The following is a 13,523-nucleotide window of genomic DNA, read 5'->3' on the forward strand; positions in this document are numbered from 1 at the left end:
AAAATATGAACGGAAATACAACGAATAGTTCAAGTATGAACAAATCAGAAAAAATTACCCCTTATCAATGGAAAACTCTTTGGTCATCCACCGTTGGCTATGCAATGGATGGATTGGACATGATGATTTTAGCTTTTACCATGCCATTAATTATGGCATACTTTGCAATCAACCAAGCTCAGGCAGGAAGCATTTCTACTGTTACACTTTTAGGAGCAGTAGTCGGTGGAATTGTTTTTGGCATTTTAGCCGATAAATTTGGACGTGTTCGTGTTTTTACATGGACGATCTTAATTTTTTCCGTATTTACAGGTCTATGTGCTATCGCACCAAATTTAGAAACATTCTCTGTTTTCCGATTCCTTGCTGGTCTTGGACTTGGCGGCGAATTTGGAATTGGAATGACGCTTGTAACAGAAACCTGGCCTAAAAAATATCGTTCTCGTGCAACATCTATTGTTGCGGTTGGATTCCAGCTTGGAATTGTGCTGGCTACTTTAACAGTAATGTATATTTCACCAGTGTTTGGATGGCAAGGGGTGTTTGTAGCTGGTGTGCTGCCTGCTCTCTTCGCTTTTTGGTCGCGTAAAAATTTAGAAGAACCCGAAATTTGGACAAAGCTTAAAAACGAAAATAAAAATAAAATTGCCATTGGTCAATTGTTTTCTTCACCTAGTACAACAAAAACAACTATAGGATTAATTATTGCAACAAGTGTACAAAACTTTGGTTTTTTTGGAATAATGACATGGATGCCTACTATGCTGGCAAATGAACTTGGCTACAGCTTTAATAAAACGACCATGTGGACAGTTGCTACCATTTCAGGGATGATTATTGGAATTCTTGTTTTTGGCTATCTTGCTGACAAAATTGGAAGAAAGCCTTCCTATTTAATTTATTTATTTGCTGCATCTATCATCGTCTGGATTTATTTCCAACAAACATCTACAACTGCCCTTTTACTTCTTGGAGCAGTGCTTGGATTTTTTGTAAATGGAATGATGGGTGGCTATGGAGCACTATTAGCGGAGCATTATTCAACAGAAGCAAGGTCAACAGCGGAGAATGTTATCTTTAACCTTGGTAGAGCCATCGCTGGTTTTGCTCCGTTTATAATCGGATATATTTCGTTAAACCATTCTTTAAGCTATGCGCTTAGCTTATTATCTGGAATCTATGTATTATCAGCTTTAGCCTTTATTTTTTTAATTCCTGAAACAAAGGGCAAAGAACTTCGTTAATTAAGTAACTTCCCTTCAACTTTTATATGAAGGGAAGTTATTTTTTTTAAAGCAACCATTTAAGAATTTTAACAAATAAGTGTGAACTTTATTTGCTATAATAATAGAAGAAATAATTAATATCAGAAAATTCAGGAATACATAATCCCGGATGCTAATGCTCTTGCACAAAATTTCCAAACAAATAGGAGACATTTTATGGAACTGAAGAAACGATATGAAGCTCTTTTAAATAACATTAATCAATATAATTCAGGACAAGTGGGCATAACTAGAGTTGCTTATTCGAATGAAGAGCAAGCTTGCACCCATGCATTTATGCGATTGTGCAAAGATGAAGGCCTTGATATTCGTTTAGATAGCTGTGGCAATCTTATTGCTAGAAGGGAAGGAAAACAAAACGATTTGCCTCCTGTTGTGATGGGATCCCATTTAGACACTGTATATCAAGGTGGAAAATATGATGGAGCTGTTGGAGTTACTGCTGCTCTGGAAGTAATTAAAAGATTAAATGAAAAAAATATTGTTACCGATCATCCAATTGAAATCATTTCATTTGCTTGTGAAGAATCATCTCGCTTTGGCGTTTCAACTGTTGGAAGCAAAGCAATGGCTGGATTAATCGAAAAGGAAAAATACCGTTTCTTAAAGGATCGAGATGGAATTACAATGGAAAAAGCCTTTTCCCATTGTGCCCTCCACTTTAATCAAATTGACACTGCAAGCAGAAAAGGTGAAAAGTTCAAATTATTTTTAGAGCTTCATATTGAGCAAGGTCCCGTTCTTATAAATGAAAACAAAAAAATCGGCATTGTTACAGGCATCGCAGCACCAGCGAGATTTATTGTTAAAATAAAGGGAAAAGCATCCCACTCAGGCACAACACCGATGAATATGCGACAAGATGCCTTGCTTGGAGCATCTGAAATTGCCCTTGAATTGGAAAAAGCAGCAAATCAAGAACATCATTACGAGACAGTCGCAACTGTGGGTGTGTTGGATCTACCTTTAGGGGCGATGAATGTAGTTCCAGGAAAAGTGGAAATAAAGGTAGATATCCGGTCTTCCTCTACTGAATCAAGACAACGAGTAATAGATTATCTCTTCCAGACTATCTCTATGATTGAAAAAAATCGACAATTAGTGATAGACTGCGAGGAAATCAGTATGGAAAATCCTGTATTGCTATCATCTGAGATTGTACATGATTTAAAAACAATTTGTGAAGACCATAGTTTACCTTATAAAATAATGCAAAGCGGTGCAGGGCATGATGCAATGAACATGACGATATTCGGACCAGTTGGCCTTATTTTTATCCCATCTGTTGATGGATTAAGCCATCATCCAGATGAGCATACTGACCTTGATGATATTTTAGTAGGAATTGATTTGTTGGAAATGATTGTACTGCAGCATGCAAGTATAGGTCCTGTTCTGACAAATCTGGGAAATGACTATATGTAAATAGCAAGATTATATCCACGTTCAATCAAAAACCACCCAATATGGGTGGTCAGGCTGCCCGCAAAACGTTCGCTCTCTTCTTCAACTTTAAGCCCTAAAATACAAATGAACGCCGATTCCTCAAGAATGGCGCCCTATAGTTTAATACTAATTTACTGATTATATCTTCAATTCTTCCTATTTACTACATAGATATAGTTTTTGTTGCAACTATTTGCTGAAATGCCTGATCATGCTCAACAATAACCATTGTGGGATTAAATCTTTGAATAAGCTCTTCAATCTGCATACGCGAATAAATATCAATAAAATTTAACGGTTCATCCCAAATATATAAATGAGCTTTTTCACATAAACTTTTGGCTATAAGCAGCTTTTTCTTTTGTCCACCAGAATAATGAGATATATCTTTCTCAAATTGAATTCGGTCAAAATCCATCTTACGTAGGATGGATTTAAATAATGTTTCATCAATCTCATGCTCTTCAATAAAGTCCGATAACAGTCCCTTCAAATGAGAAGTATCTTGTTGGACATAGGAAATAATGAGGCCTGAACCTAAATTCATTGAGCCTGTATACTGTATCGGATTTCCTAGAATTAGTTTTAGGATACTACTTTTTCCGCTTCCATTCTTTCCATCAAGTACAATACGGTCACCTTGTTCAACTTTAAAGCTAATTGGCTTATTCACTATTTTGTCATCGTACTTAATAGACACATCAGACAAAACAATCAATTCATTTGACTGAAATTCCAATGGTTCTAATTTTAATGACTCGGTTTTTTCCACATTCTTTAGCAGTTTAGACTTTTCCTCAATAGCTTTTTGTTGCCTTAATTCAAGGTTCTTTGCTCTCTTCATCATCTTTGCCGCTTTATGTCCTACAAAACCCTTATCCAATTTAGAACCCGAATTTGTTGTCCCGTTTTTGGAAGCTTCCACTTGACTAGACCAACCTGCTGAACGCTTTGAAGACTGTTTTAATCTCCCGATGTCTTTTTGTAGACGCTGATTTGTTGCTTCTTCGTGTTCCTGCTGTCTATCAAAATTTAACTTCCAGGAAGAATAGTTACCACTTTGCACTTCAATATTTGCTCTATTTATAGATAAGATATGGTCAACGCATCCATCTAAAAAAATTCTGTCATGTGAAATTAAAATAAACCCTTTTTTCTTCCTTAGATAATTAGAGACCATCTTTCGTGCATCAGTATCTAGATGATTGGTTGGCTCATCAATTAATAGAAATTGACCCTCAGTCAAAAAAAGTGCAGCAAGCAACACCTTTGTTTGTTCTCCATTTGATAATGTTTTAAATGGTCGGTACATGACCTCGGCATCAACATTTAGATAGGATATTTCACGAAGAATTTCCCAATCTTCTGCTTGGGGGCAAATTTCTTCAATAATTTCATGAGTATACTTGTTTTTATCCGAAACTGGATAAGGGAAATAATTAAATTCTACCGAAGAAATGATTTTCCCACTATACTCATAATTCCCTAATAATAAATTAAAGAATGTTGTTTTACCTCGTCCATTTCTACCGATAAACCCAAGTTTCCAATCCGTATCTATTTGAAAGTTTACACCTTCAAAAATATTGTCAAAGCTACCTGGATAAGAAAAAGTTAAGTCTTGAACTTGTATCATTGACATGATAATTCCTCCTTTGTATATAAACACTTTTTACTTTTTATACAAAGTCGGCACATCCATCTATTCTAAATTTCTCCGTATAAGTTTGATGGATATTAACGACTTATACGGAGTATTACATGCGTAACAATAGTGTCTGAATTGCTCATTTCTCTCTCTCCTTTATTTATTAGATTAAAGTTACAGATTAAAAAATATTATTCTTAACTATAAGAGAATAAAAAATCCTCCCAATTTGCAATTGGAAGGATTAGTCTTTCACTTATATAAAATAAGTTCTTTTTTGCCATTGGAATCATGACAAATAAAGTGTAAACTGATTTATAAAAATGGATAGACTAACCCTATATTTTGTAGTTTGAAGTTATTCATTTCAAATAAAAATATAGATTAGTTAATCATTGTCCATCCATCAGTCCTCTCATAATTATATTTTTATATTAACAAATTTTTTTATGGAATACAATTCAATCATCTTCACCTCAAATTACTGCTTGTTGCTCTTTTGATAATTTCCATACAATTGACCACAAGCAGCATCTATTTCAATTCCAAATTGACTTCTAATGGTCACTTTGAGCCCTGATGATTTTAATTCTTTATAAAAATTAACAACACGACTTTCGTCCACTTCATCAAAACTTAAAGGTGAACTAACGGTTGGGTTATATCTGATTAAATTTACATGATATAGACTCCCTGCTTTATATCGACCTTTTAAAAGACTTACTAATTCTTTAGCATGGTCAATTGAATCATTTACACCAGGTAACATAATATAAGCAATGTAAACTTTTCTGGAAGTTACTCGTATATGCTCATCTAATGTATCCAACACATCTAAAAATGGATATCGAATATTAATCGGCATCAACTTACTTCGTTGCTCATTAAAAGGAGAATGTAACGAGAACGTCAAGTTAACTTGCGGATAATTCTGAGTCATTTTTTTGATGCTTGGTATAATACCAATAGTTGAAATAGATAACCTACGAGGGCTTAAAGCAAACAGTGTAGGATCAGTGAGTACATCTAAGGCATCAAAAATTTGTACATTGGCTAATGCTTCTCCCATCCCCATAAAAGAAATACTATCAATTGAATGACCTTGTAAGTGAAAATGGAGAATTTGGTCAGTAATTTCATCCGAAGTCAAATTCCTTTTTAATCCAATGTCACCTGTTGCACAAAATTTACACCCAAAATTACATCCGCACTGAGAAGATATACAAAATGATTCCCACCCAGCTTTATATTTCATATTAACCGTTTCTACTTTTTCATTTCCAGAAATTTCAAATAAGACTTTAGTGACTTGCTCAGAATGTTTTTCCTTTAAAGGAAAAACATCTAAAATAGACTCTCCAAATTCTTTAACTAAAATTTCTCTTAACGATTTTGGAAGTACATTAATTTCATTGAATTTATCTATTCTTTCTTTAAAAATAGCATTCAATATTTGTTTCATTCTAAAATTAGGGTAATTATGTTCCCTTAAGAATTCTTTTATTTTTCTATATTTATTAATTTTTCTTAATTGCATGTTTCTCACCTTCCATAAGACTCTCTAATTTTTTGTGAGTAAATAGAAGGGAGTTTATCTATCCTTTAAGATAAAAAAGAACATAAAAAGCACCGATAAAATTATCGGTGCTAGACATTAATATCAAAATATGCACAAATAAATAAAGTCATTCATTTGTATTTTGTCATAGATGCAAAGCTCCGATAACTGTTTTTATATGGTTGTATAGCATAAAAAAGGACAGACTACTCCCTTTGTCCGCTAAATCATTACCGATTTTTGTATTTTTTCCAAATAAAATTCTATAAACAGTTAACATCGCTTACACCTCCCTTAGTCAAATTTATCATTGAGTAATCTAACATAAAAGTGAATATATGTAAAGTGTAATCCTAGAATTATTGCAAAACTAACCCAATTAGTTTAAGTGGATTTCCTCACAATCTTCACTATACAAGTTACCTTTTTATTCAACAATCAGACCGATTGCGGAACAAAAAAATCCTGCATATTATACAGGACTTTAATCAAACTTTATTATAAATTATCGAACTTTATTTTAAATTAACAAAAGTATAGCTGGAGTATCTTTCGTCACAATATCAACCTTCTTATCATCACTCCACAATTAAGGTTCACTATTTACATTTACGCTTGCTTCCTAATTGACCTTACCTTTCCTTTGTTCCTTTCTGAAATGTTGTACCAATATGCTGCGCCTACGAACACTGCTCCTCCAATAATATTACCAATGGTTGCCGGTACTAGATTGGCAAACATACCGGCAATAGAAATCGTTTCTGGATGTGGAATAATAAGTGCAATGGTTAAAAGTGTCATGTTGGCAACACTATGCTCGAACCCAGATGTAATAAAGGCAAATAAGCACCAGAAAATCATCATTAATTTTGCCGTTTCTTCTTTGAGCTTTACAGAGCACCAAACTGCTAAACATACTAAAATATTACATAAAATTCCACGAATCAATAATTCCACAAATGGCGCATTCATCTTTGCCGCTGCAGCATTTGTAATAAAGTCTGCAACACCTTCTATTGCTAAGCCAGAATAACTAAATAAAAGTGCAACTAAAATAGAACCAAGAAAATTGCCAACATAACTGTATAACCAAACCTTCCCAGTATCTTGCCAAGTTGTTTTCTTTTCTAATACACCGATTGTCATTACCATATTATTTCCTGTAAACAAGTCAGCACCAGCCATAATAACAAGACTTAACGCAACCCCAAATGAAACACCCATAAGGATTTTGGTACCGGCAAATGCGCTTGGAGCCAGTATTCCTCCAATAGAAAAAATAAGAATAATTCCCAACCCTACAAAAAAACCGGCTAACATTGCACCTATCAAATATTTACTCTTACTTGTTTGTAAAGATGTAATTTTTGCAGCTGCTGTATTACTAATGGCAGTTATGACCTCTCTCATTTTTTCTTCCTTCCTCCTTTTTTAAATATTATTAATCACTCAAACTACTACTAATTTATCGTATTGCTCTTGCATTCTCTCTAACAGGATTTCTTTCATTAACAAATCGTATTGCAAATGCCCGCATAATGTAACATCTTTCGTACATGCTGCTATTTTGCTTTCCATTCTTTTCAGCAACAATCCTGAAAACAATAAATATGGCATCACATATATTGTTTCAAATTGTTCCTCTAATTTGATCAGCTCCGCATCAAAACTGGGAGTTCCTACTGCTAAAAAAGCAGTCGCAACCGGCATATTTATTTTTTTTACAATTAAATTCGCTATTTCTAATAGTTTCAAACCCGGCTCTGGATCACTGCTTCCTCTGCCAACCAAAAGAATAATACCATCACTGTTTTTTCTACAAGCATTAATTCTTTTTACTACTAAATCCACCATTTTTTCATGAATATCAAATGGAGTTGTAATAGTGAAGCAAACGGTTGGATATTTTGCTTGTATTCGATTCAGCACTTCTGGAATATCTTTTTTAAAATGAGCAGCACTAAATAAGAGAACCGGCACAACAAGAATATCTTTAGCACCATTTTGAATTACTTTTTCCATCGTTTCTTCAATTGAAGGAGAAGCTAGTTCTAAAAAGGCAACTTCCTGAACAGGCATCGAAACACTTTCCATCATATTTTCAATAAATGTGTAAAAGTTTTGTATTCCTTCTTGTAAACGGCTGCCATGGCCAATATATACAACAGCATCCATTAGTTATCACACTTCCATTCTTTAATTTCTAATACATGTTGCACTTGAAAGGCCCTGCCCCAACAAATGCAACAAATCCACTGTCCATTTCCATTTGTTAAACCGTTAAATAAATATAGCCATCGATTATTTTTGTTTCGAACGTTTCTACACAGCCATTATCCGGCTTTTGCACTTCTCCTGTCATCAATGAAATTTTCCAATCATGGAGGGGGCAAAACACAAACTCTCCTGATACAATTCCTTCTGCCAAAGGTCCATTTTTATGTGGACAACGGTTGCTGATAGCCCGGACATTTCCTTCTGATAAATGAAATAATGCAATTGACTGTCCTTTTACCTGTACGTCTTTTCCAATTTGTTTTGGTAAATCTACTAGTTTCATAAGTTTAATCGATTCTTTCGTTGTAGTCATTTCCATTCCCCCAAACAGATGATTTCATTCTATTCCTCATTATTATCCTTTTACTACTTCGTACATCTCTTTTTTCTCTTTATTATTCAGAACCAATGACCATGCTTCTGTATAAGTGTTTTTTGCTTTATTAAAACGCTCAACAAGCATTGAAATATTTTCTTCTTTTAATAAAGTTTCTTTCACAAATGCTGTTCCCATACGTTCCACCCATGGTGCTGTACGTTCTCCGTAATTTGCATGTTCCCTGTACAATTGCACGTACGCTTTTGCTATTGTGATTACTTCTTCTTCTGTTTGCACCGTAATCAGCTCATCACATTCTCGTACTTCTGTACCGCCGTTTCCTCCAAAATATAGTTTGTAGCCGTTTTCCACACACACTACACCAAAATCTTTTGTCAGCACTTCTGCACAGTTTCTTGGACAACCAGTAACACCCATTTTCATTTTATGTGGTGTATCAACCATCTCAATTGCTTTCTCCAATTTAATCCCCAAGCCCAATGAATCTTTTGTACCAAAACGGCAGAACTGGGAACCAACACATGATTTCACATTGCGAAGTGATTTAGAATAAGCATAACCGGAACGCATTCCCAACTCTTCCCATACCTGTGGTACATTTTCTTTTTTCACTCCATACAAACCGATGCGGCTTGCTCCTGTTATTTTCACTAATGGCACATTGTATTTTTTTGCAACTTCTCCAAGGCGAATTAACTCTTCTGCTGTTGTTGTACCTCCATACATGCGTGGAATAACAGAAAATGTTCCATCTTTTTGAATATTCCCTTCCATCTTTTCATTTACAAAACGGGAAGCTTTATCATCTTCATATTCTTCTGGGAAAAGCATACGCATGTAGTAATTTAACGCAGGACGACATTTAGAACATCCTTCTTCATGAGCAAACTCTAATACATTTCGCACTTCTTTCGGAGATTTCAAGCCTTTTGCAATAATGTAAGAAACAACTTCATCTCGTGTTAACGGTGTACAGCCGCACATGCCAGTTTTTTGAGCAGATGCATCAAAGCTGTCTCCCAATGTATGCGCTAAAAGACTTTCTACCATTGGTTTACATTTTCCACAAGAGTCACCAGCTTTTGTACAGCCTTTTACTTCTTCAAATGTTGATAAACCTTGCTCTAAAATTGTTTGTACGATTGTTCCTTTTGTGACACCATTACAGCCGCAAACTGTGTCTTCTGCACTCATTGAAGCAACCAAATCTTCCTCACTGTCCTGACCTGGTTTGCTTAAAACAGATGTACTTGTATATTCACTAATATCTGCCTGTTTTTTCAGCAAATTAAATAAGCGGTTCCCATCTGATGCATCTCCATATAGAACAATTCCGACGATTTTATTATCTGTTACAAGAATTTTTTTGTATTTTTTTGCAAATTGATCATGAACGATAATAGCTTCTGTTTCGGCATCTTCATGAATTTTACCACCTGAAAACAAGTCACATCCGGCTACTTTTAACTGTGTTGATAAAATACTTCCTTGATATCCATTACTATCTCTGCCAGTAATACGATCGGCTAATGCTATTCCTTGTTCATAAAGTGGTGCAACTAATCCGTACACGATGCTATTATGCTCAGCACATTCACCAACAGCATAAATAGCAGGATCAGAAGTACCCATATAATCATTTACTATGATTGCTCTATTTACATCAAGCCCAGCTTCTCTTGCAATCGCAACATTGGGACGTATTCCTACCGCCATCACTACTAAATCACATTCAACTGACGTCCCATCTGTAAATTTTATGCCCTGCACTCGATCTTCTCCGTAAATTTCCATTGTTTGTTTTTCCATTAAAAACTTCATGCCTTGTGCTTCTAAATCTTTTTTTAACAATTCAGCTGCAGCTGTATCTAATTGCTGTTCCATTAATGTCGGCATAATATGGACTATATGTACATCCATTCCTCTGTCAATTAATCCTCTTGCAGCTTCTAAACCAAGAAGACCGCCGCCAATTACAACTGCTTTTTTAAATTTTTTAGCTGTTTCCATCATTTTCTCAGTATCATCAATAGTACGGAATCCAATAACGCCTTCTAAATCACTGCCTGGTATAGGTAATATAAAGGCGTTGGATCCTGTTGCAATAATTAATTCATCATAATTAATATTATTTGCTTTATCTGTTACAACTTTTTTATGTTCTCGATCAATTTTTATTACACTTTCTCCCGTTAATAAGGTAATATTATTATCTTTGTACCAATCCCAATCATTAATATTAATATCCTTAACGGTGGTTTTCCCTTGTAAAATATTTGAAAGCATGATGCGATTGTAATTAGGATAAGGTTCTTGTCCAATGATGGTAATGTCAAAAATTTGTGAATCTCTTTTTAAAATCTCCTCGATAGTTCGTACACCAGCCATCCCATTTCCAATCATAACCAATTTCTTTTTCATCTTGATACCTCCAAAGATAGTTTGGGTCTTTTGCTAATTTTCATTAATCATATAATTCAGATAACTTTGTTTTTTAGTAATTTCTTTTGTATTTATATAAAGGCTCTTTTCGTATAGATTGTTGTTATTTAATCCGCAGCCTGAATACACTTCGCTTTCCGCGGACGAGTGCCGAGCCTCCTCGTCGCTATGCTCCTGTGGGGTCTCGTCTTTCTCGCTTTTCCCGCAGGAGTCTACGTGTATTCAGGCTGCTCAGTACTTCAACCATGTTTATTATTTTATTTAAAAACAACAAACTTTTAGAAAACAGCCTATGCAAAAGAGTATTTTAAATACATCTTTTATGTTTTTATTATAACGGGAAATTCAGAAAAAAAAGTTTCTATTTATTACAATATTATGAACGATGTGCATTGAACTATCCCCACTTAGCAAGCTTGAAGTGGAGGATTCCTAAATTCAAAAAGCCAAAGGAACCTTATCCGCTCAACGAGATAAGTTAGCCATACAAGATGTTAGAAGAGTCCCTTTCAGGACAACCTGGCATACAGTTCTTTCTATGTAAGCAAATGCTTGTAGCTGGTACATCGACTTTTATTTGTATGGAATCGTTTGACACTCCTGGAATGCACCCAAAACCTAGACACGACATATATGCACGCATATATGCTTTTATATCTGCTCCGGTATCGTGAGTAAGTATTTGGTACAAGAGGTTCAAGTTATTTATTTAAGCGAAAACTTTCTTTAATTGTTTTGTTTCTATTTCAGTTAATCGTTGGTGTGTAAAGTCAATACCATTAAAAGGTTTATTTACATTAAATAATTGATAGAGCATGGTTGTTCGAACATTTAATTTCTTATTTAAGGCAGACCACTGCTTCCAATAAGGTTGTTGATGACGGACGATATGATGACGAAGTACCTGTGGTGCTTTTTCTTTATGACCTAAACCTTTTCGGCCAATGGTATAACTGGCGGCTTGATGAATAGAAATACCAAATTTACGCATATACTTGAGTTTTCCTATAATGGATGTATAAGCTGGATTCACTTTTAAAACTGCCACTCCCATCTTTTCCGCACGACTTTCAATCGCTTGCGCCATTTTACGATAAGCGAATACACTTTTTAAACGGTTGGTGCTCTTATTTCCGTATACATTACCCGTTTTAGATAGCGTGGTATCAATGTCTTCCATTACAATTGGTTTATTTTTACGAACAGCAATATCTACTAAAGCAATAGCTTCTGCTTCAATAGTTTTAATAGTTTGACCAGTTGTTTTTCGATGTAATGAAAACGCCAATTTACCACTTTCTAAAAAGTTTCCATCCTTTGATACATTTGTCCACGCAAAGTGATCAACATTACAATCAACTCCAATGACACCATCAGAAGTAGAGAAGTTAACAAATGTCTCTTCTTCTACATCGATTAGGCACTTAATGATGTAATAATTACCGTGATCTTCGATGGACCACGAAATAGGTTTACCGTTGGCCTTTTTGTCTTTGCAATTTCTTTGTTGCAGAACAGCTTTGTTGACTTGTTCTTGACCGTAAGGGAACGCTGCTTTTGGAAACGTTACTACTTTTCCTCCTAAGGAGGTCATATACAAGTCCTTTGTTCCCGGATTATAGTTAAACACAAAGTTACCAGCCGCAGAATCTTTACGTCCTGAAATCAATACTTGCTTGTTTCGTGCAGCTAAAAAGAGCGCTCTCCAAGACTCGTGATCTTGGACAAACGCTTCTTTCGTAAATTGGTGTTTAAACAGCTTTTTGGTTCCAAATACAACGCTAGAAATGTGTTTCTTTAGCTTTTCTTTTTTACCCTCTAAACGGAAAAGGCGATGTTGTAAGCGTCCAATTTTCGCTTTTATTCGTTTAATCGTTACATCAAGATGCTGATGTTCAAACAGATATGTATTCATCCAAATGAAGGACTGATTCTTACACTCTAGCGAAACGATTCCACTAGGATGTAGAGCGTATTTTCTGTTTTTAGGAAACTGTAGGTTTCCTTTCATACAACTTTCTTTCATCTTTCGAAAGATTGTTAAAAAAGAACGTTCTGTTTTTAACTTCTTCTTGATTTTTTTAATCTTTTCATCGGTTTGTTTTATATACAATGCGTTTAGTTCGTTTTGAGATTTAAGAAGAGCTTGCGATTCACGAATAATACTATTTGCAACATAATCATTTACACCAAACTTTTTCTTTACCACTAAATGAATGCTGTCTTCGTACAAGTCGCGCTTCAAACGCTTTTGGCGGACAGCGTTTGAAACGTAAATCTCTTCGCACGGTTAAATAACTCATTTAAAGTGGTCGTTTCGGCTAGCGTTATAGGATCTAATTCCTTTTTTAATATGCGTTTTGAAAAGTACGCTTTCTTCATCTTTTCTCCCCCCTACCGAACTGACGTTCTATCTGTTACTAAATAGTTTATAACAAGAGAGGGAATTTTTGCAACTAGAAGTCAATAAAACGAAAAAAATACCGATTCATCCCCTACCTACTCACTTGACTTCGCCCTTAACGT

11 protein-coding genes are annotated in these 13,523 nt (G+C 34.9%); 2 read left to right on the plus strand and 9 right to left on the minus strand.

Going from position 1 to position 13,523, the window contains the following annotated elements:
- The first annotated feature begins 5 nt into the window (after positions 1-5).
- A complete protein-coding gene (locus ACTYA4_RS10985) occupies positions 6-1,244 on the plus strand; it encodes an MFS transporter (protein WP_443481028.1) in 1,239 nt (412 codons plus the stop codon).
- A gap of 198 nt (positions 1,245-1,442) precedes the next feature.
- Positions 1,443-2,711 carry a M20 family metallo-hydrolase gene (locus ACTYA4_RS10990; protein ID WP_443481029.1) on the plus strand — a complete coding sequence of 423 codons (1,269 nt, stop codon included), beginning with the start codon at positions 1,443-1,445 and terminating at the stop codon, positions 2,709-2,711.
- A gap of 184 nt (positions 2,712-2,895) precedes the next feature.
- Here the strand turns inward: ACTYA4_RS10990 and ACTYA4_RS10995 are convergent, their stop codons facing one another.
- The 9 genes from ACTYA4_RS10995 to ACTYA4_RS11035 form a co-directional block, all read right to left on the minus strand.
- Complete coding sequence (locus tag ACTYA4_RS10995; RefSeq protein ID WP_443481030.1) at positions 2,896-4,374, minus strand: Lsa family ABC-F type ribosomal protection protein; 1,479 nt, start codon at positions 4,372-4,374, stop codon at positions 2,896-2,898.
- A 487-nt stretch (positions 4,375-4,861) separates the two neighbouring features.
- Positions 4,862-5,917, minus strand: a complete 1,056-nt coding sequence (locus ACTYA4_RS11000; protein ID WP_443481031.1) for a Cfr family 23S rRNA (adenine(2503)-C(8))-methyltransferase — start codon at positions 5,915-5,917, stop codon at positions 4,862-4,864.
- 166 nt (positions 5,918-6,083) lie between these two features.
- Complete coding sequence (locus ACTYA4_RS11005) at positions 6,084-6,218, minus strand: hypothetical protein (RefSeq protein WP_443481032.1); 135 nt, start codon at positions 6,216-6,218, stop codon at positions 6,084-6,086.
- Positions 6,219-6,547: 329 nt separating this feature from the next.
- A complete protein-coding gene (locus ACTYA4_RS11010) occupies positions 6,548-7,348 on the minus strand; it encodes a formate/nitrite transporter family protein (protein WP_443481033.1) in 801 nt (266 codons plus the stop codon).
- Positions 7,349-7,387: 39 nt separating this feature from the next.
- Positions 7,388-8,113 (minus strand): sirohydrochlorin chelatase, encoded by a 726-nt coding sequence (locus tag ACTYA4_RS11015; protein ID WP_443481034.1) that lies wholly within the window; start codon positions 8,111-8,113, stop codon positions 7,388-7,390.
- 97 nt (positions 8,114-8,210) lie between these two features.
- Entirely contained in the window at positions 8,211-8,528 is a 318-nt protein-coding gene (gene nirD, locus ACTYA4_RS11020) for a nitrite reductase small subunit NirD (RefSeq protein WP_443481035.1), read from the minus strand.
- Between the two features lie 42 nt (positions 8,529-8,570).
- The gene (gene nirB, locus ACTYA4_RS11025; protein WP_443481036.1) at positions 8,571-10,976 is read right to left on the minus strand and encodes a nitrite reductase large subunit NirB; all 2,406 of its coding nucleotides are present in this window, start codon (positions 10,974-10,976) and stop codon (positions 8,571-8,573) included.
- 730 nt (positions 10,977-11,706) lie between these two features.
- A complete protein-coding gene (locus tag ACTYA4_RS11030) occupies positions 11,707-13,230 on the minus strand; it encodes an IS200/IS605 family accessory protein TnpB-related protein (protein ID WP_445505630.1) in 1,524 nt (507 codons plus the stop codon).
- 8 nt (positions 13,231-13,238) lie between these two features.
- On the minus strand, positions 13,239-13,379 hold the full coding sequence (locus ACTYA4_RS11035) for a hypothetical protein (RefSeq protein ID WP_445505631.1): 141 nt from the start codon (positions 13,377-13,379) through the stop codon (positions 13,239-13,241).
- Positions 13,380-13,523: the final 144 nt, after the last annotated feature.

It is taken from the genome of Niallia yueguangensis, assembly GCF_052663115.1.

Bases quoted from the DNA above. Each gene is read 5' to 3' on its own strand.
- ACTYA4_RS10990 (WP_443481029.1), top strand. From the start codon at position 1,443: ATGGAACTGAAGAAACGATATGAAGCTCTTTTAAATAACATTAATCAA.
- ACTYA4_RS11035 (WP_445505631.1), bottom strand. From the start codon at position 13,379: ATGAAGAAAGCGTACTTTTCAAAACGCATATTAAAAAAGGAATTAGAT.
- ACTYA4_RS10995 (WP_443481030.1), bottom strand. From the start codon at position 4,374: ATGTCAATGATACAAGTTCAAGACTTAACTTTTTCTTATCCAGGTAGC.
- nirB (WP_443481036.1), bottom strand. From the start codon at position 10,976: ATGAAAAAGAAATTGGTTATGATTGGAAATGGGATGGCTGGTGTACGA.
- ACTYA4_RS11000 (WP_443481031.1), bottom strand. From the start codon at position 5,917: ATGCAATTAAGAAAAATTAATAAATATAGAAAAATAAAAGAATTCTTA.
- ACTYA4_RS11010 (WP_443481033.1), bottom strand. From the start codon at position 7,348: ATGAGAGAGGTCATAACTGCCATTAGTAATACAGCAGCTGCAAAAATT.
- ACTYA4_RS11015 (WP_443481034.1), bottom strand. From the start codon at position 8,113: ATGGATGCTGTTGTATATATTGGCCATGGCAGCCGTTTACAAGAAGGA.
- ACTYA4_RS11005 (WP_443481032.1), bottom strand. From the start codon at position 6,218: ATGTTAACTGTTTATAGAATTTTATTTGGAAAAAATACAAAAATCGGT.
- nirD (WP_443481035.1), bottom strand. From the start codon at position 8,528: ATGACTACAACGAAAGAATCGATTAAACTTATGAAACTAGTAGATTTA.
- ACTYA4_RS10985 (WP_443481028.1), top strand. From the start codon at position 6: ATGAACGGAAATACAACGAATAGTTCAAGTATGAACAAATCAGAAAAA.